Genomic DNA, 25,121 nt, shown 5'->3' on the forward strand with positions numbered 1-25,121 from the left:
ATGGTTATGTGATGCTTATACTTACGGATTAATCAGATTCGATTGAATCAGTAATCTTCGGATGGCAGCCGACGCCTCGGCGCGGGTAATATTCTCGTTCGGCGCAAGACGCTGTTCGTCTCTGCCCAGAATAATACCAGCTGCCAGATTCTGCTTCACATTAGCAATCGCCCATTTGGCTACCGAAGCGGAATCTGCGAAGGACTTCAGCAGTTGCTGAGTCTGCTCTTCGCTGCGCGAAGACTTCAGTTCTGTGATGCTCAAGGCTCTGCTGACAATTGCCATGGCCTCCTGTCTGGAGATATTGTTGTCCGGTCTGAAGGTTCCGTCAGGATAACCGGTGATCAGGCCGTTCTCGATGGCAACCTGAAGCTCCAGCCCGTACCATCCGCCTGCGGAGACATCGCTGAACGTAACAGGCTGCTCCCCATGGGTGACAATGCCGAGCGCTCTTGCCAGCATGGCAGTGAATTCAGCCCGTGTGATCGCCCGCTGCGGTTCAAAGACCGCTTCCTTCGTGCCGCTTACCACCAGTCTTGAGCCCATGTCATTGACATCCGGCTTACCCCAGTGCTTCGCTACATCCGGGAATTCCAGCGGATTCCAGATTAAGCCGAATTCTCCGCTCTCCAGGCTGTTGATCGTAGCGTAGTAACGTCCGTCTTTAACGGTTACATATGTCGGCTGATGATAGATTGCACCATCCCGGTATAATACGCCAGTGGTAATCTTCATATCTGCCGGTACTTCAAGCGTGTACTTCGCCCAGCCGTGGCTGGTTACCTGTACCGTCTGTCCCTGATACTTCGCCTTAATAGAGAAGTTCACCAGAGTGTTACCAGGCTGTACCTTCTGCTTCGCGGCCGCAAGCTTGAAGGCTTCCAGGCTGTCAGAAGAGGATGCTGCCAGCTCAGCTGTGATGACAATGCCACCCAGATTGTCATTCTTCAGTCCAAACTGCTTGCTGAGCGCTGCCAGATCGATAGCAGCTGCGTCAAGCTTAATCGTGCCCAGCTTCGACTCGATCACAATTTCACTGCCCTTATTCTGCAATTCCTTCACTTGATCTGCGGTCAGCTCTACACTGGCCGAAGGAACTGTCTCGCCTTTTACCCCAGGGACAGTTGCAGGTGCAGTTGTAGGTGCGGGTTCAGTTTCTTTAACAGGCTCCGCAGCCTTATCTGTAATCCGTACAATCTGGAAGGTACTGAATTTGTTAATCTGAATCTCCAGCGCTACAGGCTCGCCGCCCCGATTATACACAATTTCTGGCGTGTAGATTGTAATCTCGCCATCGCTGTGTTCAACGTACACCCGCAAGCTGTCCAGGAAGGCGTCGCGCACCCCGGAGCTTTGCAACGGAATCTGATCCGCGAACTCTGACAACGGAAGCTGAATCCGCGTATTGATCTTGTCATAGTTAGTCTCAATCTCCCGTGGTGACCCAAGATTCTGAAGTGTCTTGTCACTGGCCAGTGACAGCTTGGAAGAACCGTTCAGGATCGCGTTGCTCTGGACGTTCGCCTTCGCCTGCGGGTCCTTCACCGGTACAATCCGGAAATACAGGTCGGTAGCACTCGCATCAAGCTGTGCCAGGCTGGCTGCATCCAGATGGATCGAGCCGAGTGCAGTTACAATATCCAGTGAAGCCTTGCGCCCGGCAAGAATCGAAACGGCCGTTGATGGAATTTCAACTGCAATTTCATCCGCGCGCGCAGACAGATCATCCACATGGGTGATGGTTACACTCCGGTTGGCTGTATCCGGGTCATTCGGGTTCACGCCTTCCACAAGGTTATACACTTCGTTCTCATCAATCACAATGGTGTCAATCTTCGTTCCGTTAGACAGGTTCGTTCTTAGAATGGTCACGCCCTGCTCCAGCGGCTTGCCGTCATTAGAGGTAGACAGTCCGGCTGTTCTGGACGTTGCTTCACGAACGGCACCTTCCTTGACTACGCCTTTCGCCTTCACAATCAGCAGGTATTGCTTCACTGCACTCTTACCGTTCCGGGTGAAGGTAGCGGTCAGAATAACATTCGTATCCTGGACCGGAGGAGTTACATTTCCCTTGGCCTGGTCCGCATCCTGCTGGACGGCGATTACCGGAGTTTCACTGGAGGTCCAGGTGATCTTCGTATCGTATTTACCGGTCTGAAGCAACAGGAAGGCTTCAGTGACACTCTCCCAGGTATCACCAGGCGCGAAAGTGGCCGCCGTGTTGATTCCGGTGCTTCTTGCCGCATCCTCTGCGGCTTCCTGGTCGCTGAGCTTTTTGACAACAATTGTAAAGGTTTTGACCAGCATCTCGCCCGGACGGTCAGGGTCTGCCAGCTTCACAGTAAGTTCTACCGTCACATCCTGTTCATCTGGTCCCGGCCGCTTGATCCGTCCGGTATTCGTGAGAACATCCGGGTTACTGGAGGTCCAGGTCAGTACAGATCCGGTCTCTCCTGTCTTCGGCAGGAACAGATTCCGGGTCACCGACTCCTCTGAATCTCCCGGAGCATAGGTCACTTGAATATTCAATTCATCCTGAGGAAGATCGACCGTAGCCGTTCCTTTGACCGTAATATAGAAGTCCTGCTCCCGGAAGAAGCCTTCCTTGGTCACACGAGCTGTCAATCTTACCACCGTATCCTTCAGCGGACGCTGAACCTCACCGGTGATGCTGACAATATCGCTGCGGTGGCTCGTCCATACTACATCGGAATCATAGTAGCCCTTGGAGATCAACTCGACATTCTGCGTTACACTCTTGGCCGAATCTTGCCCCTGATAACCGATTCTCAGCAGTCTCATAGCTTCATCAAGCTGTTCATCGATGCTCTCACGCTTGGCCTTAACGGTCACTACGAACTCTTTCTGATAAGTCACACTGCCCTTGGTCACCGTTGCTGTCAGGGTAACCTTCTGGTCTCCATCTGCATAAGCGGGGCGCTTCACAACACCCTCCGGAGTAATAACTGATTCCTGGGAGGAGGTCCAGGTGATCGTGCTGCCGCTGGTACTTTCGGTAATCAAGTCAAGATCCGTCAGGACCTGCTCCTGCTCCTCGTTATCTTCCCGAATCATGTCCCAGTCCAGCTTGGCCAAGGTCTCATTTACAGATTCTTCATCTGTCATTGGACGCTTGATGACCGTAAGCACGAATTCTTTGGTCAGCACGCTGTCTCCCTTACGGATGACCGCTGTTAAGGTTACCGGCTTGTCCCCCTTTGAAAAGGAAGGTGGTGTTACCGTTCCGTCAGTGGCAATCACCTCTTCATCGGAAGAGGTCCAGGTGATCGTGCTGCCATTCGTCCCATTCTTCGGCAAATACACCGCAGAGGTTACGGATTCCTGCTTCACATTCTCCTCGCGGATCGTATTCCAGGTAAGCAGGTAAGTATCTTCGGTTACCGATTGTTTGTCGGTGCCGGCCTGCTTTTTGACAATCAGCTCGAAGGTCTTCGTTAGCTCGGATGCCCCATTCTTCAGCACCGCTGTCAATGTAACCGGCTGATCGCCTGTATTGAACGGCGGTCTTGTCACCGTCCCGTCTGTGGTAACGACCGTTCCATTGGTGGAGGTCCAGGTAATCGTGCTGCCGCCCGCTCCTTTTAGGGGTAAATCTAATCCGCTCAGCACAGAGCTCTGCAGGGTATTGTCCTTGCGGATCAACTCCCAGGTTAAGGCTTCCATATCGCGTTTCACCAACACACCAGCACCCGGTAACTGCAGATCAACGTTATTGGAGGTCACAGGCTTAACCCCGTCTACAATAATAGAAGGATCAACTGTGACTGAAGCAAAGGCAGAAGCCTCGTACTTTCCAGCCGCCTGACCGGTGAAATGAATCTCAAGTACCGTGCCGCTAACCCGCACCACGCTGAAGCTTAAGCCTTCAGGCATATTATTGACGTTTACGCCGCCTTCGACCTCTTCAGTAAATAATCCATTACGCAGAGTCACCGTCAACGTCTCTGCCGCTGAGCCGTCACCCGCATCGTGGATTACATCAGGAGACGCGGCAATCACTGCCGGAGGAGAGCGGAACAGAATAGCGAAGGTCCCCGACGGAATGCCTGCTAGCGTAACCGCTGCCCGGTTCACACTGTCAGCAGTCTTATGGCTGGCAGCCTGGCCGGTAATGGCCACCGTAATCTGGTTCGGAGAATCCACGGTAATCTTGCCCGGCGTAAGGCCCGGCGGCCAATTCACCGCTTCGATGGCATCCATAACCGACTCATCGAAAGAACCGTTCTTCAGTTCAAGAACAAGCACATCCCCGATCGTGCCATCATTCAGATCCGATTCATAGAGCTGCGGTGTCTTGACCACCAGATAAGGCTCTTTGTCCAAGAAATCGAATTTGAAGGTGTTCGTGCTTAAGTCCGCCGGGCTTCCGGCAAGCTTGCCGGAAGCTACGGTTACATAAGCTCCGTAGACATCGCTGGTCACCGTAGCTGCACCGGTGAACTGAAGCGTGAGCTCTGTGTCGGATACTCTTGTCACGCTAGTGCCAAGACCGGCTGGCAGACCATGCACCTGCACATCGGCTGCATCAATCGTTTCATTGAATTTGCCGCCAGTAATCGTCACGCCAAGCGTCTCAGTGATTTCACCCGAGCCATAGACCGCTTCGGATACAATCCCTTTATTCAGGCTAAGCGCCGCAGGATCTCTGAACGTTACACTGAAGGTCTTGGTCGTCAGACCGGAGGAGATCCCCAGCAGATTCTCCTTATCGACCGTAACGGACAGGTTCTTCGTTGTCGCATCCTTGCCGTGATCAACCGCCGCACCAGTCAGTGTGAAGTTAAGCTCCGTATCACTCAGCCGGGTTACTGCGAAATCAAGTCCTTCCGGCAGATTGTTGATACGGATATGGCTTGGATCAATAGATTCAGCAAGGGTCGCACCGACTATTTTCACCTTCTGGTTGCCGGTAACGGTTCCATCATTCGCCTTGGCTTCCACCAGCTCGGTGCTGGCACCTTCATCCAGCTCAATGTCAGAGATGACTTCACTGAAATCCCTCTCATCGAGACTCGTGTAATAGGTGAATTTCTTGCTTGCGTTCGGAGCCAGCGTACCAGAATCCCAGGTCATGGTAATCCCTGCATCAGCCTTGACTTCCACGTTCTTCGCCTTCGGACTGTTGTAAGCTTCCAGCGCATAAGGGTTAGTATTGGTAAACCCGAAGACGGAAGCCTTCGCCCGTTGATCACTGGAATAGAAGAAGATTGGGGCTCTTGAATTAAAGGCCTTGTACAGCGGATCATTATCAGCAATAGTACTCGCCTTCACGACTGCAGCACGATCTTCCTCAATGGTGTGGGTCACAATATTAGAGGTGACATATGCCCCTCCTTGATCCACCGTATTATCCGGGTCCATTGAGCGCATATACCGCGCCCCGTCCCAATTCTTATCTGTAAGATTGGTAATAGTCACATCATTGCGGTAGAATTTCTGGTTCTCCCCAAAGCTGATCACCTGCTTAATCTCCATAGTGTCAGTCCATGTAGATACCGTAGTCGCACTCAGAATTCCTTTATCCGTCTGCGAGGTATTTACAACGGTGGTCGGCATATCCATCGAGTGCATCTGCGCTGAATTGGACTTCGCATATGTATTTCCGGCGATCTGGTATCCTACCGCGAACCGTTCTTCAGGGGTACCCGGCAAATAATAATCGACTGGCAGATCTTTGCCTGTTCCATATCCGTCATGATCCGCACTCATTCCCAGATAAGGTCTGGAATTCGTTCCACGGAAATTAGCGGGCTTACTGCCCATCGTACCGAAATTCCCCCAGTTGCTTATCCCCAGTTCAATGAATTTGCCTCCCAGGAAAAGCTCTGTTCCGCCTTCCCCGCCATAGGCAGCCCTTGCTCCCCAATCTGCTGAATCTGCATGTACAGCCAGGGGCGCTGGAAACATAGACAGGATCATTGTGGGCACCATTAGCAGTGCGAGCAGCTTCTTACGCTTCATTGTCTCACTCCATTCTTCATCATTGAAATGCAAGCCTATCCCTAATAAAAGCAAATCATTCTCACAAAATTCTCACAAATAATCGAAAATTGTCGACAATTCCTACAAAAAGTCATAAAAAAGAAGCAGAACGCACGTTTATACGTGAACGCCCTGCCTTATGGTGCTTCATATTCAGCTATTTCAGGAATGCTCCCTCGCCTGCCTGTGCCTGACCGTTCACCGCCTAACCCTTCTGGCAAAATCCACAAACTGAAATTTGTCCAGCCGGTGCCGGGACTCGGTATATTGGAACAGCACGGTATTCTCAAGATACACATAGTTGCGCACTACGACAATATGCGTATATTGCTTCAGGTCCAGCAGGCGCTGATCCTCCCCGGTTGAGGGCTCAACGGAAATCAGCTTTTTGGCATAACTGATCTTAAGACCCAGCTCAGACTCCAGGTATTCATAAATAGAGCCTTCTGCAATCTCCTTGCTCAGAAATGGGACGATATCTGAGCGGAAATAGTCCTTGTCCAGAATAATCCGTTCGGCTTCAATCTCTCTGGCGCGGATCACCTTCCATACCGGCGTCTCTTCAGTAATGTGCAGTTGCCGGGCCAGCAGAGAGCCTGCCGGCTCCAGGACCGTCTCCTCTACCAGTGTCCGCGAGGTAACCCCGAGCGTCCCTGTCAGCTCCTGGAATGAGATCAGTCCGGTTACGGGAAAATCCATCCGCGTCATATCCAGCACAAAGGAGCCCCTGCCTTTGATTTTGTTGATATAGCCCTCACGGAACAGGAGATTCAGCGCCTTGCGCACCGTCTCCCGCGAAGTCTGGTAAGCCTCCGCCAGCTCACTCTCGGAGGGCAGCTTGCTTCCGGGCGCAAGCTGGCCGGAATGAATACGGTTGCTATATTCCGTATAGATCTGCAAAAATATATTCTCTCTCATCGATCATCACCGCCCTATATTGTAACATGCCCTGGCTGCAGGACAGAGTATATAATTCTATAATTGTAGAAAAACAGCCCCGCAGGGCTGTCCTCCATTCCTTATATTGTATGCCTGATCCGCTCAGATCAACCCTTCAGATGAACCGTCAGAATACTTGTCTGCTTCGCCGTTGCCGGTCCGGTCTTCTCCTCAATCCGCTCCACCATATCCTGCCCTGCGGGGATAATGATTGGAGTGATTAATGGATACCCTGCGGCGCGGATGGCCTCCATATCGAATTCCAGCAAAAGCTCGCCTGCCTTCACTTTATCGCCGATATTGGCACGTGTGGTGAAGCCGCTGCCCTTGAGCGACACGGTGTTGATCCCGACATGGATCAGCACCTGGACTCCGCTGGCATGCTCCAGAATCAGCGCATGCTTGCTCTTAATCACATGGGCCACTGTAGCATCAAACGGAGCATACACCTTACCCTCGGCGGGTTCAATGGCAATCCCTTCACCCATCTGCTTCTCGGCAAATGCAGGATCAGGAACCTGCGCAAGCGGCACTGCCGTTCCGCTGAGCGGCGACGCCAGCTCCAGAATATTTACGGGCTCCTGCTCCTGCGAGCCTTGAACCGAGCTGCGGCTGTTCAGTTCCCCGCTTTTGGACGCAGGCTTAGCATCCGTCAGATCTGTTGCCTCTGACGGGCTTTTCGCTGCACGCTGCACAACTGCCCGGCCATACAGCACCGTGGCAACAAACGGCACAATCAGTACGATCGCCATCCCGATGAAGAATACGCCCCACTGGTTAGGGAAGATCGACAGGAAGCCGGGAATCCCTCCTACCCCAATGGAAGTGGCCCGGACCTGATTCACGGTCAGCAGCACTCCGGCCATCGCGGAGCCGATCATTCCGAAGATGAACGGATAGCGGTAGCGGATATTCACCCCGAAGATCGCCGGCTCGGTGACTCCAAGGAAAGCCGAGACGGAGGAGGTAACAGCCAGCCCCTTCGTCTTCTGTTCTCTAATCACGAACATCATAGCCAGTGCGGCCGCACCCTGGGCAATGTTGGAGAGCGCCAGCATCGGCCAGAGGAACGTGCCTCCTTCGCTGCCGATTAGCTGAACATCCACGGCCAGGAAGGTGTGATGCATGCCCGTAATGACCAGCAGCGAATAGAATCCGCCGTAGATTAAGCCGCCGAGGATGGCGAAATGATCGAAAATATAGATCAGCCCGGAGGTAATGGCATTCGCAATGCCGAACGTAACCGGTCCGATGATGGTGAAGGCCAGGAACCCTGTAATCAGCAGAGTCACGGGTGCGACCACGAGCAATTTGATCGAATCATGGACCCGCTTATCCAGAAATTTCTCAATGCTGGCCAGAATATAGGCCGATACCAGGACCGGCAGGACCTGCCCCTGATAACCGATCCGCTCCAGATGCCAGCCGAACAGATTCCAGGTTGGAACCGTCCCTTCCGTAGAAGCGTTGGCATAGCTGTAAGCACTTAATAAGTCTGGATGAACCAGAATCAGACCCAGCACAATCCCGAGCAGCGGACTGCCCCCGAAGCGGGTCACGGCCGCCCAGCCGATCAGAGCCGGCAAGAAGGTAAACGCCGTACTGGCAATCGTATTGATAATCGCCGCAATATCCTTCCACTGCGGATAGACATCCACCAGTGACTGGCTGAAGAAGATCCCAGGGCCGGTCAGCAGGTTATTGATCCCCAGCAACAGACCCGCAGTTACGATGGCCGGAAGAATGGGAATAAAAATATCGGCCAGCGTCTTGATCGCCCGCTGAAGCGGGTTCTGCTTGCGGGCAGCGGCTGATTTCACCTCATCTTTGGAGGAACGCGCACCGCCGGTCAGCTGAATCATCTCATCATAGACTTTATCTACTGTTCCCGGTCCGATAACAATCTGGAATTGTCCCTGGGAAGAGAATTGTCCCTTCACAAGGTCGTTGCGGTCCAGCGCCGCCGAATCCACCTTGCTCTCGTCATAGAGTGAGAACCTCAGCCGGGTAACACAATGCGTTGCAACCTCAATATTTTCCTTGCCTCCAACCGCCCGGACGATATCTTCAACATTTTTGCGGTCTATAGCCATATTGTCACTCCTCGCGTAGTTGATGAATGCTTACCAGTTGTTGCTTCTCTTAGCGCGCGTTGCTTCTATATTTAAGTACATTTCTCTAGGGCCAGCTTCCTTTAGTCCCGGCTGATTAGCCACAGGTATGAAGCATACGGACTAAGCTGAAGCTCTTGAGTCAGTGAGGGATGCTCATCCGTATTGGCAAGCAGAAGCCTGTCCTTCCCGGCTACATTTAAGTCCGCCCAGTGCTCCTCCGGGAGCCGGAAGCTGACATCCTTGCCGCTGAAGTTCGAGACCACCACCAGCGCCTCGCCGTCCCCCATCCGTGTATAAGCGAATACCTCGGGATGTCCTTCGTCCAGTCTGCGGTAGATGCCGTCGGTGAAGACCGCATGCGCCTTGCGCAGAGCGATCAGCTTGCGGTAGTGATGGAAGATCGAATCCGGCCGCTCCCGCTCCTTCTGCACATTGATGTCCGGGTAACGTTCATCCACCTTCAGCCAAGGAGTACCAGTGGTGAAGCCTGCATTCGCGCTTGTATCCCACTGCATCGGCGTACGGGAGTTGTCCCTTGAACGTTCCTGCAGGATAGCGAGAGCCTCCCCGGGGCTTGCCCCCTGCTCACACAGAATCCGGTACATATTCAGCGACTCGATATCGCGGAACTCCTCAATGCTCTTCCACTTGGGATTCGGCATCCCGATCTCTTCTCCCTGATAGACATACGGCGTGCCTTGAAGTCCATGCAGGGTGGTTGCCAGCAGCTTGGCGCTCTCCTCGCGGTACGCCGTGTCGTCTGTGAACCGGGAGAGGGCGCGAGGCTGATCGTGATTGTTGAAAAATAAAGCGTTCCAGCCCCCGCCCTCCTGCATCCCCGTCTGCCACTCCGAGAACAGCCGTTTCAGCGCCTCAAAATCATAAGGCATCAGCTCCCATTTCCGGCCGTTTGGATAATCCACCTTCAGATGGTGGAAGTTGAACGTCATTGAGAATTCCCGCCGCTCAGGATTGGAGTAACGGATGCAATGTTCAAGTGTTGTAGAGGACATCTCGCCAACCGTAATCAGCTCATGCAAGCCAAACACCTCATCATACATCGACCGGATGTATTCGTGGACCCGTGGACCGTCTGTATAGTACTTCCGCCCGTCTCCGGGCGGCACACTTCCGTCATCATCCGGGAAGCGCTGGTCCTTGGAGATCAGGTTGATGACATCCATCCGGAACCCGTCTACGCCTTTGCGGGCCCAGAACAGCATCATCTCGTTCACCGCGCTGCGGACCTGTCCGTTCTCCCAGTTCAGATCTGCCTGTGTCTTGTCGAACAGGGTAAGGTAGTATTGGCCTGACGCTTCATCCAGTTGCCACGCCGGGCCGCCGAACTTCGACTGCCAGTTGTTCGGTACTCCCCCGCCTGGCCCCGGGTCCTTCCAGATATAATAATCGCGGTAGGGATTCTCCCGGCTGGAGACCGCCTGCTTGAACCACTCATGTTCTGTCGAGGTATGGTTGACTACGATATCCGTCATCAGCTTCATGCCGCGCCGGTGCAGCTCCGCTACCAGCTCGTCGAAGTCCGCCATCGTACCGAATTCCGGGTTGATCCGCTCATAATCCGCCACATCGTAACCGTTATCATGGCCGGGCGAGACATACACCGGCTGCAACCAGACAATATCAATGCCAAGCTCCTGTAAATAATCCAACTTCTCCGTCAGGCCTCTTATATCTCCTGTTCCGCTACCTGTCGTATCCTTGAAGCTCTTCGGATACACCTGATACACGGTAGACCGTCGCCACCATTCTGAATGCCGGGCTTGGCTCAAAGTTAGCACCTCCATGTAGAATTTCTGTGTTGTCCTCAGCAAAAATCGCTTTATTGTCATTCATTACACTTGTATATACAAGTTCAAACACCTCACACAGTGTAAACCTGTATATACAGGTTGTCAATATGGGTTGGCCTAGTAGATGATTTAACGGGTAATTTAGTAATTTAGTAGTTGGAGTAGTAAATGGGTAGTGGGAAGATAGTCGGTGGGTGGGTAGATAGTGGGTGGGTAGGGTAGTTGATAGATAGTGGGTGCCGGGAAGCTCGCGGGTATAAGTAGTAGGTGGAAATTGTACATTTAAATTTCGTCAAATAGGCTTCGGAGGGCATTTAATTGGATAAACAGCATCTACTATGTTCCATTTCCCTGCCTCTGGACATTTCAGGCAGAATTAAATGTACTTTTTCCACTCGTTTTCCTACTTTTGTGATTCTGCATTACAGCAAGTGCCCTTTTTCCACTTGCTTCAAGCAGCAGCAACGGAGCGATGGCGCGGCGAGGGACGCAGCAGATTGCCCTCCCCCTTCTCCATTCGTCTACTTCTGGCGGCATTCGGCATAATGAGGAGCACTAGTGCTCCTCATTAGCATATTTAGCACGCGTCAGGTGAGATCGGGTGCACTCTCATAATTTCCTAAACAATAAAAAAACAGCGCCCCTCCCCGAATACCGGAGACAGGAACGCTGCCTATTACTAGTCCTCTTTACCTCACTGTACCTCTTTATACCTCTTTGAATCTCTCTGTATCTTTCTGTACCTCTTTTATCTCTCTTACTATTAATTATTCCAAATATCCCTTAATCAGTCCCAGCGGCAGCAGCTTCGGCTGCTCGCAGGTGGTGGTCAGCTCGGCATAGCGCTTCGAATCGGAGCTGGTGTGGAAGGCGTGCATGATCTCCAGCACATGATTCGCCAGCTCGCCGTTTGCGCGCGGGGTTTCACCAGTTCCGATGCAGCGGGCCATATCCGCCACGCCGATGCCCCGGCTGTTGCCCTCATAGCTATGGACCACCGGAATCTCCTTGAATTCGGAGCTATGCGCCGGACGCAGGAGGATCGGGCCGCCGAAGGTGTTCGGGTCCGGCACAATCAGGGTGCCCAGCGAGCCATAGATCTCGATGCGCGGCAGTGTGCTGTGCCAGACATCGAAGCTGGTAATCATCGTGGCAACCGCACCGCTGGCGAACTGGATTGTTCCGGCCACATGTGTAGGTACTTCAACCTCGACTACCTTGCCGAACTTCTTCTCACTCGTGATCGTCCGGGTAGGGAACGAGGTCTTTGTCATGCCGCATACCGTAGTTGCTGGGCCCAGCAAGGATACCAGAGCCGTCAGATAATACGGGCCCATATCGAACATCGGGCCGCCTCCGGCCTGATAGTAGAATTCAGGGTCCGGGTGCCAGCTCTCATGCCCGTGGCAGAGCATGAAGGCCGTCGCCGCCACCGGCTCTCCGATGTAGCCGTCCGCGATCAGCTTCGCGCAGGTCTGCAGACCACCCCCAAGGAAGGTGTCCGGTGCGCAGCCGATGAACAGATTCTTTTCTTTTGCCAATGCGACCAGCTCGGTTCCGTTCTCAAGCGACAACGACAGCGGCTTCTCCACATAGACATGCTTGCCTGCGAGCAGCGCCTGCTTACACACCTCGAAGTGATAATTTGGCGTCGTCAGATTCACAACAATCTCAATCTCATCCGAAGCCAGCAGCTCCGCTGTTGTCCAGACATTCGGCACTCCGTACTGCTCTGCCGCCTGCTGCGCCCGCTCCAGATTAAGATCCGAACAGGCGTAGACTTCCGTATTCTTGAAGGTTCCGGTCAAATTTTCAAAATAAATGCCGCTGATATTCCCGCAGCCAACAATCCCAACTTTAACTTTACGCACGCTGTATCCCACCTTGTCCTTCGTTTATTTAGCTGCCCACAAGAAGCCCCGGCGCATCAGTTCCTTGGCCTCCGGGATATCGAACACATCCGCATGATGTCCAAGCGCGTTATAGAATACCTTGCCCTGGCCCCATTTCTTCGTATAGACCACCGGCATCGTGATCACACCATTGGCCGAATGCTCGCCTTCGCTTATTCCAAAAGTGGTGGTAGCCAGTACATTCACCGCCGGATCGACATGCAGATAATACTGCTCAGACTTCACCATGAAGTCCTGCATACCTTCCACAATCGGGCTGGAGCCGGATTTCACGATGTTCACTTCATAATCCACTCCATCGTTGAAGGGATGCGCCACCCATTGCGACCCGGTCAAAAATTGCCATTCCGTATTGGTCCGGAAGGAATCGCACATCCCGCCGTGACAGCCCGCGATGCCTACGCCGGAAGCCACAGCCGCCAGAACCGCCGAGCACTGCTCCCCCTTGATTTCGCCCATGGTCCACACCGGTACAATCAGGTTCAGCGCCTTCAGCGCCTCCGCATCATTGAAGCTGTCCAGCGTATCAGAGACTTCAACCTCTAAGCCTTCATTCGTAAGGATATCTGCAAAAAGCGCCCCTACCTCATTCGGTTCATGCCCGTCCCATCCACCTTTTACAATCAATGCCTTCTTTGCCATATCAAGCCCTCCTTTTTGTCCTATTTATCCAAGTTTGGGTTATAGATTGATTCAGATCAGGTCTTCCTGAAGAAATTGTAATCCATTACGAGCCTTCTTGCTCGTCATTTTGCTTGTGGGAATGGTCATTTTTTGCTAAATTTAAGACTACATTATGCACAAAGCATCTAATCACTGAAACCGCTTCCTGCTGAAAATACGGGAAGGACGAGAACAGGAGTAACCATGAGAGCTTTTCACGAGAACCGGACGTATGGAACAGCGTTCCCCTTCACTGCCTTTGTGAGCCGCAATATCGATTTCCTGGCCCACTGGCACCATGATCTGGAGATTGTCTATGTACTGGAGGGTTCGATCCGGATGGGGATCAACTCCGAGACTCGGGTGCTGACCGCAGGAGATCTGGCCGTATGCAGCAGCGGAGATATTCATTATTATGACAGCAAGAACAGCGAGTCCATGCTGCTGCTGGTGATTTTCAATCCTTCACTGATCGGGTTTCCTGCGGGCTGGCCGCTGAATATGCGGCTTACCTCCCCTTTTGTAGACAAGACCCAATCTGACCCGGTTGAAGGCAACCCCCGGCTGCCCGCGATTATGCAGGAGCTGCTTAAGGAGCATCTGGAGAAGCTTCCGCATCACGAACAGCTGGTGACCGGCCTCCTGCACGAGCTGAGTGCGCTCATTCTGCGGCAGATGCCGCTGGACATCGTCAATCCGCACAAGGATAAACGGCGCATTACCAATATGAAGATTATGCAGGAGGTGCTGGAGTACCTGGATGTCCATTACATGCACCCCATCACCCTGGCCGATGCCGCCCGTCACGCCAATATGAGTCTGTTCTACTTCTCCCGCTTCTTCAAAAGCATCTCAGGCATGAGCTACGTAGCGTACCTGAACAGCATCCGCGTCAACCAGGCGGAACGGCTGCTGCTGGGCACCGATAAAAGCATTCTGGATATCGCCCTGGAATGCGGCTTCACCAATATCCGCACCTTCAACCGTGTATTCAAGCAGGTGAAGCAGCGGACACCGAGCGAGCTGCGATAGACTGAAATATCCGAAAGAGAAAATAACGGCCCAGCACAGGAGAGTATCCTTGCGGGACGTTTTTTTGGGTTAGTCTTGAACATTCTCAATTTGTGTACTGGAATACTATACCAATAGACTCATGTACGTTTCCATAAGGAACGCTGCGAATATATTGAATGGTCCACAATTATAAGGAGGTTGTATAATGTCTACCCCCAATATTCCAAACATCACTCCTTCGGTTACATTATCGAGGGATGATGCAGTCAATCTCCTATTCTCTTCTATTGCCATGGAAGAGCTTGGGCTAGCCCATATTCTCAACGCAGAAGGAGAGAAGATCCAGTACGCCCTGGGCACGCTGCCAGGGCTCACCGGACCTCCTGCCACACTTGCACAGCTATTGGATATCAATAACAGCGCCCGGTCCTTGCTGAATACCATCTCCCGGCAGGAGATGCTGCTGGATTCCAAGCTGTCGACCGCCGCCAGTCTTCCGACACTGGTTGGACCTACTGGACCTGTTGGTCCTAATGGAGCTGCCGGGGCTGTCACCAGTGTGAATGGCCTGACCGGCGATGTCGTGCTGGATGCCGAAGACGGGGTCTTTCCGATCAGCAATGATGAGTTTTCGGGTAGTAACCTCAATCAATTCAACCAGCCGGGGGTCTACAGCTCTGCAAACCCGTTCGGTCCAGATGCGCAGAACGGTCCGCCTGTCCTCCACAAAGCCGTCTGGACTATTTATGTCTCCCGCGTCGGAAACTTTGTTCAGCAGCTCTATATTTCCAATCCGTCACTGTACTACCGCAGCAGTCAGGATGGCGGAATCAGCTACCCGGATGGTTGGATTCCCATCGGTGAACAAGGACCCACGGGACCTACGGGGGCCGGAGCTACGGGAGGTACTGGACTCACCGGGGAGACCGGCGCCACTGGACTTACCGGGCAGACCGGCGCCACTGGGCTCACCGGGCAGACCGGCGCCACTGGACTCACCGGGCAGACCGGCGCCACTGGACTTACCGGGGAGACCGGCGCCACTGGACTTACCGGGGAGACCGGCGCCACTGGACTTACCGGGCAGACCGGCGCCACTGGACTTACCGGGCAGACCGGCGCCACTGGACTCACCGGGGAGACCGGCGCCACTGGACTTACCGGGCAGACCGGCGCCACTGGACTTACCGGGCAGACCGGCGCCACTGGGCTTACCGGGCAGACCGGCGCCACTGGACTTACCGGGCAGACCGGCGCCACTGGGCTTACCGGGCAGACCGGCGCCACTGGGCTTACCGGGCAGACCGGCGCCACTGGGCTTACCGGGCAGACCGGCGCCACTGGGCTTACCGGGCAGACCGGCGCCACTGGGCTTACCGGGCAGACCGGCGCCACTGGGCTTACCGGGCAGACCGGCGCCACTGGGCTTACCGGTGTTACAGGTTTAACAGGGACCTTGCATCCCCCAATGCTGTATGTAGGGTCTAATGGAACTAATAAATATGTGTCTGTCATTAACGCCTTAACGAACGAAATCGTTTCAAGTTTTGCAATTACGAGTACGTTCTATGGAAGTGCGACAATAGATACACAACGTCATCTTCTGTATTATTCTGATGCCGGCAACATTATTCAGTATGACGAAATAACAAACCAGATAACCGCCACTTACCCTGTTGGAGGACAGCCTCGCGGAATGGCCATTAATACCCTTACGAATAAGCTGTATGTAGTCAACTCCCAATCTGCATCCAATAATATTTGGCAAATAGATATCCCCTCAGGTGTAGTTACAACAATTGCTAATGTCGCAGCCTTTCCTGTTCAGATTGATATCAATCCACTTAACAATAGAATTTATATTGCCGGTAACTATGTTTCAGTTATTGATGGGAACAATAACTCAGTTATTACGACGTTCTCTCTTCCTTCTTCTGGCAGACCTCATGGAATTATAATCGACCCCTTGCGTGACCAGCTTTGGGTGGCAAATTATGCAGACCCTGGCATTGTAAATGTTATTAATTCGATCACCCATGCGATTGTGGGTACAACTACTGTTGGCAGGAATCTTTCAAATATTGCAGGGAACTTAGTGACCAACCGATTTTATATATCCAATTTCAGCACAACCTATGTTAGCGTCATAGACGGAACTACTCCTTATAATATAGTTGGTACGATTGCAACAGGAACCAATCAAGACTCTCCTGCTGTTAATCCATTCATTACATTATTGCTGAACAGTGTTCAATCTAATCTGGTCTATGCCAGCATTGGAGCGTCGAATGCCGTGGTCGTTATTGATCAGAATACCAATAAGGTGCTTGCTACCATTCCGGTTGGAAACACCCCTGTGTGGAGTGTTATTGATCCGTTCATGTCATAACGCAGGTTAAGAACGGATCTACAGTCTATGTCTACCATGCAACAAAGAGAGGTGCGCAAGCAGTAGCGTACCTCTCTTCTATGGAATGATGTACAGAATTCCGAAGAATAACAGCCTCAACCTCAAAGTCCACACCAATCCGCTAAGTTTGAATATTACTGTATTAATCATTAAGTATGCTGCTGACTGGAGTATTTCCGGTTATGTGCAGACTCCGCATGACGCATTATTACGCACATACTTGAACGAATCTAAATATACACACAGGAAGTGATCAAGTAATGGCCTTTTTATCAACAGGACCGATCGAAAATAACCCGGTAAGCGGAACGAGGCCTACTCAGCACGTTACCGTTAAAATCGATAACCGCAGCGCTGGCTTGGCTTTCTCAGTATCTATTCAGGGGTTTTATCTAAACGCGGGAACAAGGGTCTTGTATGTTAGTGAAGTCGTCCAGATTGCAGCAAATCAAGTCATTACGAAGGATTATTATGCTGATTTTAACGGATTTGAATTTATATTTGTTACACCTGAAAATGCAACTGAGTTGAGCGATTTCGTTCAAATTTCGGTGTGGGGCAAGAGCAGTACAGGTCAATTGGTAACCGCACACCGCCTGGTGTCTGAAGAACTGCTTGGAAAAAATAACGGCGGAGGAGGTGGCCCCACTGGAGCAATCGGTCCCACCGGACCCACCGGCGCAGGAGTGACGGGTCCCGGTGGAGTCACAGGTCCTCGCGGAGTAACAGGACCGACCGGTTCAGGGGCTGGGGCAACGGGTGCGACAGGAACAACCGGTCCTCGCGGAGTGACAGGACCGACCGGTTCAGGGGCTGGGGCAACGGGTGCGACAGGAACAACCGGTCCTCGTGGAGTGACAGGACCGACCGGTTCAGGGGCTGGGGCAACGGGTGCGACAGGAACAACCGGTCCTCGCGGAGTGACAGGACCGACCGGTTCAGGGGCTGGGGCAACGGGTGTAACTGGGACTACGGGACTTGACGGAGTTACCGGGACTACAGGGCCTGGCGGACCCACTGGGACTACAGGGCCTAGCGGACCTACCGGGACTACAGGGCCTAGCGGACCTACCGGGGCCACTGGACTTACCGGCGTTACCGGACCGACAGGCGTTACCGGGCTTACCGGAGTCACTGGAACTACGGGTGTACCTGGAACCTTGAATCCCCCAATGCTGTATGTAGGGACTAATGGGGGGAATGTGGCTAATAGAAATGTGTCTGTCATCAACGCCTTAACGAACGAAATTGTTACAAGCTTTGCAATTGCCGCTACGTACTTCGATAGTGCGGTGGTAGACACAGAACGGCACCTTCTCTATTTTTCTAACGGCACCGACATTATTCAGTATGACGAAATGACGAACCAGATTAGTGCCACTTATCCTGTAGGGGGAATGCCTCGCGGGATGTCCATCAATACCTTTACGAATACGCTATACGTCGCTAACACTGCAGTCGGTTCCACTAATATTTGGGCAATAGATATCCCGACGGGCGTGGTTACAACCATTTCTAACGTTGCAGCCAGACCTGTTAACATCGATATCAACCCGCTCAATAACATCATTTATATATCTTCAGATTATGTTTCAGTCCTCGATGGAAGTAACAATACAGTGATTACGACATTTGCCGCTGCTACCAGACCGCATGGAATTCTGATCGACCCTCTTCGTAGGCAGTTATGGGTTTCACATTATACGACCCCGGGTATCGTGAATGTTATTGATGCCACAAACTATGCCATTTTAGGTACCATAACCACCGGCAATAATCTTACGAACATTGCAGGGAATTTGTTGACAAACCGCTTTTATGTAACAAGCTATAGCGCTAACTATGTTAGTGTCATAGACGGAACCTCCCCTTACCCTATCGTCGGTACGATTACAACAGGAACCAATCAAGACTCTCCTGCTGTTAATCCATTTATCACTGTATTACGGAATACCGTTCAATCTAATCTGGTCTATGCCAGCATTGGAGCGTCGAATGCCGTGGTTGTTATTGATCAGAATACCAATACACTGCTTGCTACCATTCCGGTTGGAGACTCACCATTTTGGAGTGTTATTGATCCGTTTATGTCTTAACGCAGAGTTAGACCTAATCAACAGTCTGTGTCTCACATAACACAAGAGAGGTGCGTCTAGGCAGTCGCGCACCTCTCTTGTATGTAAAGAAGGACGAATCAGGAGGATAAGCTATGGCTACAATCAGTTTGTGTCTAATCGTCAAGAATGAAGAACAGAATCTGGATCACTGTCTCTCTTCCGTAGAAGGTATTCCGGATGAGATCATTATCGTCGATACCGGCTCAACGGACCACACCAAGGAGATTGCAGCGAAGTGGACGCAGCATATCTACGATTTCAAGTGGATCGACGATTTCTCTGCGGCCCGGAATGAATCCTTCAAATATGCTACCCAGGACTATATTCTGTGGCTGGATGCCGACGACATTTTGACTACTGAGAACAAGATCAAGCTGGAGCAGTTAAAGGAGACGCTTACGGAAGAAGTGGATGCAGTTTCTATGAATTACGAAATTCCGCAGGATAAAAGCCGGAATTTTATTAGTAACACCACAAGGCTGCGGCTTCTCAAACGTACCAAGGGCTTCATCTGGAAAGGAATCGTACACGAAGATATAACAATAGAGCATTCGTACCATCTAATCAAATCGGATATTACTGTTACTCATACCAAAACAGGAAATGCTCCTGACACCACACCTTCCAGGCGAAATCTGGACATCTATGAACGGCATCTGGCCAGAGGCTACTCCTTCAATGTATCCGATATGCTCAATTATGCCAGAGAATGCCACTCGCATAAGCAATATAAACAAGCCATTCATTATTATGAACAATGCAAGGACCATCCTGAAATACCCTTGGAGAACAGAGTGTTCATCCTTCACAAGCTGGCAACCTGTTATGTATACAACAACCAGCCGGAGAAAGAACTGGAGCTTACGCTTGAAGCTCTGACCACGGATGTCCCTTACCCCGCCTTCAGTTGCCGAATGGGGGAACATTTCCTGAAATTAGGCAATCTGGAGGCCGCTATATTCTGGTATCACTCGGCTTATTCATTCCCTCCGGGAGAACGGTATGCCTGGTCTGCTATTGACAACGTCTATCACACTTGGCTTCCGCATCAGCAGCTCTCTCTATGCTATCAGGCTCTGGGAGATATGGTTCAGGCGAAGCACCATCAGCAATGGGCTGAATTCTATCGTAAAGGATAGGGATGTATCCGATTCATTGATTTTTAGATTATTTCATAAAAAATTCATGCAAAGAAAACCGTTTGTTTTGGCTATCGGATTTCTTGTGCTTGAATCAATTTTACTACCGTAGATAGGTTCCTATAGGGCTCATCACAGTACTATTGAGAACATTATGGATTTATTAAAATTTAAGGAGGTTAACATCCCTTTCCATACATGTGAACACTGTCCATCAACCCTTTATTTAGATTAATCTCTATTTGTTATACTGGACAACTCGTAAGGTTTTCATTGTTACTGGATATCTATATTTAGGATAATATTTAATAGAAAGAGACAGATCCAGAAGCTTGAACCACTCCTGGAAATGTCTCTTTCTATTATCATCTGCCCTGTTATACCGGACTCAACCTCTAAGTCCACACCAAACCAGTAAGCCTGAATATTACTATATTAATCATTAAGTGTGCTGCTGATGGAACGAAATTCAATTATACGGACAGGAAGTGATCAAGCAATGGCCTTTTTATCAACAGGACCGATCGAAAATAACCCGGTTAGCGGAGTGAGGCCTACTCAGCAGGTTACCGTTAAAATCGATAATCGCAGCGTGAGCTCGGCGTTCTCTGTATCTATTCAGGGGTATTATCTGAATGCGGGAACAAGGGTCTTGTACGTTAGCGAAGTTGTCCAGCTTGCAGCAAATCAAGTCATTACGAAGAATTATTATGCTGATTTTAATGGTTTTGAATTTATATTTGTTACATCTGATAGTGTGACTGAGTTGAGCAATGTCGTTCAAATTTCGGTGTGGGGCAAGAGTAGTACTGGTCAACTGGTCACCGCTCACCGCTTAGTATCTGAAGAACTGCTTGGAGAACATAACGGTGGAGGGACCACGGGGCCAACCGGAGTGACCGGACCTACCGGTCCAGGGGGAGGGGCTACGGGGCCAGCCGGAGTGACCGGACCTACGGGGCCTGGGGGAGGGGCTACGGGGCCAGCCGGAGTGACCGGACCTACCGGTCCAGGGGGAGGGACCACGGGGCCAACCGGAGTGACCGGACCTACCGGTCCAGGGGGAGGGGCCACGGGGCCAACCGGAGTCACCGGACCTACTGGTCCAGGAGAAGGGGCAACAGGGCCGACCGGAGTCACCGGACCTACTGGTCCAGGAGAAGGGGCAACAGGGCCGACCGGAGTCAACGGAGTCACCGGATTCACTGGTGCTACCGGCCTTACCGGCGCTACCGGATTCACTGGCGCTACCGGCCTTACCGGCGCTACTGGCCTCACTGGGGCTACCGGCCTTACCGGCGCTACTGGCCTCACTGGGGCTACTGGAATCACAGGGCCGAATATATTGGCCACTCATGGACGATTTGTTCCGGTCAATAACACAGCAGTAACTAATGGCGTCCCGGTTAATATCCCGTTCAATACGGTATTTGCTCAGGGGATTACCCTTGGAGGTACCGGCGGTAACCAAAGTATAGTGATACCAGAAACAGGCATTTATTTTGTTGCCTACAACATTCGATTGTTTATTAGTGATACCTCTGCAAGTGCCGATATTATAACTGTTATACCTACTTTGAACGGTGCAATTACCCCCTTCCCCTCCTATCTGTATAAAGCTGCTGGAGGAACTACAGGCTCTGGCGGCCTGGCCCTGGCGGCCAGTGGTCTGATAAATGTAACTACGGCCAACACAGAGCTTATTTTCCCAGTCACGGCACAAGGGATTACGGGGTTAAACTTGCAAATCACAGGACAATCTGACACTTACAGTAATGTAAGCATATTTAGAATCTCTTAAATGTAGGGCTAAAAAATGAGCAAAGGCGGTTCAACCGGTCCAATTCCTCCAAATGCTCGTACACCGCAGGAAAGTTATCATCCCCTGCCTGTGCGGGCTTTCTTTATGTAGGGAGATTGAACAAGTAACCCTTGCCCTTTCACCGTAAAATAACTACAATACACGTATTCCAACACGCAATCTTCCAGGAGGCAATTTACCTTGAAAGCTCAGTCCCGCAACTCTGCAAGCAAACGCAATACCGTTTATATCATGCAACTTGTCACTATCTTCCTGGGCTTTGTCGTCTTCGGCATCTCCGAGAATATCAAAGGCCCCGCCATTCCGCGGATTCAGCTGTCCTTCAATCTGAATGAGGGTCAGCTCGGCACCCTGCTCTCGCTTAATGCGCTTGGCTATCTGATCGCCTGCTCCTTCACCGCTATTCTTGTCCGCAAATGGGGCATCAAGGCAGTCACCGTTATTTCGTTCGCCTCGATGGTGATCTCGGGCGTGCTGATCTTCCTGTCCCACAGCTATCCGCTGTTTGCTTCCTCTTACTTTCTGATGTACATAGGGAACGGGATGCTGGAGATCGGGCTGGCGATTCTGGGGGCACGCATATTCGTCAAAAACACGGGGATGATGATGAACCTATCCCACTTCTTCTATGGCCTAAGCTCAACTGTAGCGCCGCTGCTGGCAACCGGGGTGATGTCGCTGAGTGTATTCGGTCATACGCTGGACTGGCGGGGGATGTATCTGGTCATGCTATCGCTCTGCCTGCTGCCGATTCTGTCGGCGCTGCGCAGCACGTTTCCCGGGGATGATCTGCCGAATGAGGACCGCACCTCCTTCCGTACCCTGACGCGCGATCCCGCGCTCTGGATGATGGTGATGATTCTGTCCTTCGGCGTGGTCTCAGAGCTGGCTGTGGGCGGCTGGCTGGTTAACTTTCTGGAAAAAGCCTACGCCTGGGATACCGTCCGCGCTTCCGGCTTACTGTCAGCCTTCTTCCTGCTATTCTCCCTGGGACGGCTCTTGCTGGGTGCACTGACAGACCGGATCGGCTTCGTGCTCTCGCTGATTATCTTCTCCTGCTTCTCGGCGGTCTGCACCTTCGCCGCCTTGGCCGGCGGGGAGCGTCTCGCCTTTCTGTTCGCCCTGTCCGGGGCGGGGATCGCGATTATCTACCCTACCGTTATGGCCTTCATCGCCCGCCGTTACCCGAACGGAAGCGATACGGCGATTACTTTTGTAGTAACATTAATGGGCCTCGGCAGCGTCATCGGCAATTATATTATCGGCTGGGTCATTGAGACCGTCAAAAGAATGTACGGCAGCACAACAGAGCTCGGCCTGCTTCGCGGACTCCAGGCGGGGTACGGGTTCATCGGGCTGTGCGCTGCCATCTGCTCCGTCTCGGGCATCGTGCTGTACGTATATTTAAAGCGGCGGCGGGAATTGATCTGAGGGTTGTGAGCAGCAAGAGCAGCGCCTCTCCGGCTACCGGAAGACCGCTGCTCTTGCTGCGTGTGGCTGCTATAGGTATTTTTTCAGATTATCAAGAACCACTGAATACCCGTTAGCATACATATGAACTCCGTCCATCGTATACTCTTCCTTCAGATTCCCTTCGGCGTCCATCAATCCCTCATTCACATTGATGAACTCATACCCGTGCTTCCCGGCTAATTGTTCCACCGCGCTGTTCGCTTCCAATAGAGCCGCATTGGTTCTCGTTCTGAAGTAGTTCTCCCGCATCTCCTCATCCATTCCGGGGAATTCAGCCTTGGCATTCACCGGATAATACGCCATGACATACACCTTGCACTCCGGCAGCCTCTCTCTAATTCGGGTCAGAATCTCATTGTAATTCGCAAGCAGCTTCTCCAGCTTATACTCCCCGTCCGCTGAGCTGATGTCGTTGGTGCCGATATTAATGAACAGCTTCGAAGGCGCAAGCGCAAGCACGCATACCTCCAGCACTTCAAGCAATTCCCGGGTTACATAGCCTGCAATCCCGCGGTTATAAATCACCGTCAGCTTCTCCAGCGTCTGCTGTAATTCATTCACCGGAAAAAACTCCATTAGCGACGAGCCGGTCATCACGGTCTGCCCTTTTAGCGCCAAGGTATTCAGAATGCTATACTTCTTCACCTTCTCTTCTTTCTCTCTCTGCCACTGAATCTCCATCATCTCGTCAAATTCTTCCTGGGTCATTCTATTCTCCTCCACTTCTATTGCTCTATTATTCTACCATTGTTATCCTTTATCTCTCAGCTTGCAACCCTTGCCCAATTGTGTCGGAAATATGGAAATTGATCTCCATGTAAGGTTTATGTTCTATGCACACGTGTTCTGAATAGGTTAGATATCGGGTGCAGTCAGAGGTGCACATCTGGCTGGATTGCCCGCAAGGTACCGGTACGCCGGACCTCAATTCTACAGTTGAAGGGCGGAATGTTTTTGAAAAAGGTAGTTGGCTTGCTCCTGTCGGTTGCATTGTTGTCTTCGTTCTATGTTGCCAGTCCCCCCGAGGTATCAGCCGCATCGCCAATTGTGGTGAATTCGACGATTGTAGTGAAGGCCGGTGAGACGTATAACGGCAATGGCCAGACGTTCGTCGCCAATCCGAGCACGCTCGGAGACGGCAGCCAGGCAGAGAACCAGAAGCCCATCTTCCGGCTGGAAAAGAATGCTACACTCAAAAATGTAATTATCGGCGCTCCCGGCGCAGACGGGGTGCACTGTTACGGGAATGCTACCATCTCCAACGTAACCTGGCAGGATGTCGGCGAGGATGCCCTGACCCTGAAGGCCTCCGGCACCGTCAATATTACAGGCGGAGGTGCGTACAAAGCCTACGATAAAGTGTTTCAGGCGAATGCTGCGGGCACCATCAACATTAAGAATTTCAGAGCCGATGATATCGGCAAGCTGGCCCGCCAGAACGGCGGCACCTCCTACACGGTGAACTTCACACTGGACAACTCGGACATTTCGAACGTCAAGGATTCCATCTTCCGCACAGACAGCAGCAGCAGCGCAGCCCGGATTACCAATACCCGCTACCGCAATGTGCCCACCCTATTCAAGGGCTTTGCCTCGGGCAAGACCAGCCAATCGGGCAACACGCAATATTGAGATAAAATAAAGTCAGGGCAGCTCGTGTGAATACACCCGTCTGATGCCCGCAACATACCGCCGTTAACAGT

General features: G+C 51.9%; 14 protein-coding genes. 7 read left to right on the plus strand and 7 right to left on the minus strand.

From position 1 onward, the window contains the following. Window positions 1–21: 21 nt before the first annotated feature. From NYE26_RS20995 to NYE26_RS21020, 6 genes are all read right to left on the minus strand, one after another. Window positions 22–5,982, minus strand: coding sequence for an S-layer homology domain-containing protein (locus NYE26_RS20995; protein ID WP_339249845.1), 5,961 nt, complete (start codon window positions 5,980–5,982; stop codon window positions 22–24). Between the two features lie 219 nt (window positions 5,983–6,201). Further along, window positions 6,202–6,921, minus strand: coding sequence for a trehalose operon repressor (gene treR, locus NYE26_RS21000; RefSeq protein ID WP_036731551.1), 720 nt, complete (start codon window positions 6,919–6,921; stop codon window positions 6,202–6,204). 128 nt (window positions 6,922–7,049) lie between these two features. Next, window positions 7,050–9,035 carry a PTS system trehalose-specific EIIBC component gene (gene treP / locus NYE26_RS21005; protein ID WP_036731549.1) on the minus strand — a complete coding sequence of 662 codons (1,986 nt, stop codon included), beginning with the start codon at window positions 9,033–9,035 and terminating at the stop codon, window positions 7,050–7,052. Between the two features lie 101 nt (window positions 9,036–9,136). Continuing rightward, window positions 9,137–10,861 (minus strand): alpha,alpha-phosphotrehalase, encoded by a 1,725-nt coding sequence (gene treC, locus NYE26_RS21010; protein ID WP_339249848.1) that lies wholly within the window; start codon window positions 10,859–10,861, stop codon window positions 9,137–9,139. Between the two features lie 773 nt (window positions 10,862–11,634). Continuing rightward, window positions 11,635–12,738 (minus strand): Gfo/Idh/MocA family oxidoreductase, encoded by a 1,104-nt coding sequence (locus tag NYE26_RS21015; RefSeq protein ID WP_339249850.1) that lies wholly within the window; start codon window positions 12,736–12,738, stop codon window positions 11,635–11,637. 24 nt (window positions 12,739–12,762) lie between these two features. Next, window positions 12,763–13,422 carry a ThuA domain-containing protein gene (locus NYE26_RS21020; protein ID WP_339249852.1) on the minus strand — a complete coding sequence of 220 codons (660 nt, stop codon included), beginning with the start codon at window positions 13,420–13,422 and terminating at the stop codon, window positions 12,763–12,765. A 174-nt stretch (window positions 13,423–13,596) separates the two neighbouring features. Between NYE26_RS21020 and NYE26_RS21025 the strand changes: the two genes are divergently transcribed. The 6 genes from NYE26_RS21025 to NYE26_RS21050 all read left to right on the plus strand — a co-directional run bounded on the left by NYE26_RS21025 (window position 13,597) and on the right by NYE26_RS21050 (window position 23,376). Beyond that, window positions 13,597–14,475, plus strand: coding sequence for an AraC family transcriptional regulator (locus NYE26_RS21025; RefSeq protein WP_339257567.1), 879 nt, complete (start codon window positions 13,597–13,599; stop codon window positions 14,473–14,475). 187 nt (window positions 14,476–14,662) lie between these two features. Beyond that, entirely contained in the window at window positions 14,663–16,846 is a 2,184-nt protein-coding gene (locus tag NYE26_RS21030; RefSeq protein ID WP_339249854.1) for a hypothetical protein, read from the plus strand. A 548-nt stretch (window positions 16,847–17,394) separates the two neighbouring features. Then, window positions 17,395–18,963 (plus strand): YncE family protein, encoded by a 1,569-nt coding sequence (locus NYE26_RS21035; RefSeq protein ID WP_339249856.1) that lies wholly within the window; start codon window positions 17,395–17,397, stop codon window positions 18,961–18,963. A gap of 113 nt (window positions 18,964–19,076) precedes the next feature. After that, entirely contained in the window at window positions 19,077–20,123 is a 1,047-nt protein-coding gene (locus NYE26_RS21040) for a glycosyltransferase (protein WP_339249858.1), read from the plus strand. Window positions 20,124–20,622: 499 nt separating this feature from the next. Then, window positions 20,623–21,924, plus strand: a complete 1,302-nt coding sequence (locus NYE26_RS21045) for a collagen-like protein (protein ID WP_339249860.1) — start codon at window positions 20,623–20,625, stop codon at window positions 21,922–21,924. A 252-nt stretch (window positions 21,925–22,176) separates the two neighbouring features. After that, on the plus strand, window positions 22,177–23,376 hold the full coding sequence (locus NYE26_RS21050) for an MFS transporter (protein ID WP_339257569.1): 1,200 nt from the start codon (window positions 22,177–22,179) through the stop codon (window positions 23,374–23,376). A gap of 69 nt (window positions 23,377–23,445) precedes the next feature. Here NYE26_RS21050 and NYE26_RS21055 read toward each other — a convergent pair whose 3' ends face one another. Next, window positions 23,446–24,126: a GDSL-type esterase/lipase family protein gene (locus NYE26_RS21055; RefSeq protein WP_339249862.1), complete on the minus strand. Its 681-nt coding sequence runs from the start codon at window positions 24,124–24,126 to the stop codon at window positions 23,446–23,448. A gap of 240 nt (window positions 24,127–24,366) precedes the next feature. Between NYE26_RS21055 and NYE26_RS21060 the strand changes: the two genes are divergently transcribed. Further along, window positions 24,367–25,050, plus strand: coding sequence for a pectate lyase (locus NYE26_RS21060; RefSeq protein WP_036731535.1), 684 nt, complete (start codon window positions 24,367–24,369; stop codon window positions 25,048–25,050). The last annotated feature ends 71 nt before the right edge of the window (window positions 25,051–25,121 follow it).

It is taken from the genome of Paenibacillus sp. FSL P2-0136 (assembly GCF_037975325.1).
In the GTDB taxonomy this organism is placed as follows: domain Bacteria; phylum Bacillota; class Bacilli; order Paenibacillales; family Paenibacillaceae; genus Paenibacillus_AQ; species Paenibacillus_AQ silagei.

Bases quoted from the DNA above. Each gene is read 5' to 3' on its own strand.
- NYE26_RS20995 (WP_339249845.1), bottom strand. From the start codon at position 5,982: ATGAAGCGTAAGAAGCTGCTCGCACTGCTAATGGTGCCCACAATGATC.
- treR (WP_036731551.1), bottom strand. From the start codon at position 6,921: ATGAGAGAGAATATATTTTTGCAGATCTATACGGAATATAGCAACCGT.
- treP (WP_036731549.1), bottom strand. From the start codon at position 9,035: ATGGCTATAGACCGCAAAAATGTTGAAGATATCGTCCGGGCGGTTGGA.
- treC (WP_339249848.1), bottom strand. From the start codon at position 10,861: ATGGAGGTGCTAACTTTGAGCCAAGCCCGGCATTCAGAATGGTGGCGA.
- NYE26_RS21020 (WP_339249852.1), bottom strand. From the start codon at position 13,422: ATGGCAAAGAAGGCATTGATTGTAAAAGGTGGATGGGACGGGCATGAA.
- NYE26_RS21030 (WP_339249854.1), top strand. From the start codon at position 14,663: ATGTCTACCCCCAATATTCCAAACATCACTCCTTCGGTTACATTATCG.
- NYE26_RS21040 (WP_339249858.1), top strand. From the start codon at position 19,077: ATGGCTACAATCAGTTTGTGTCTAATCGTCAAGAATGAAGAACAGAAT.
- NYE26_RS21045 (WP_339249860.1), top strand. From the start codon at position 20,623: ATGGCCTTTTTATCAACAGGACCGATCGAAAATAACCCGGTTAGCGGA.
- NYE26_RS21050 (WP_339257569.1), top strand. From the start codon at position 22,177: ATGCAACTTGTCACTATCTTCCTGGGCTTTGTCGTCTTCGGCATCTCC.
- NYE26_RS21055 (WP_339249862.1), bottom strand. From the start codon at position 24,126: ATGACCCAGGAAGAATTTGACGAGATGATGGAGATTCAGTGGCAGAGA.
- NYE26_RS21060 (WP_036731535.1), top strand. From the start codon at position 24,367: ATGTTTTTGAAAAAGGTAGTTGGCTTGCTCCTGTCGGTTGCATTGTTG.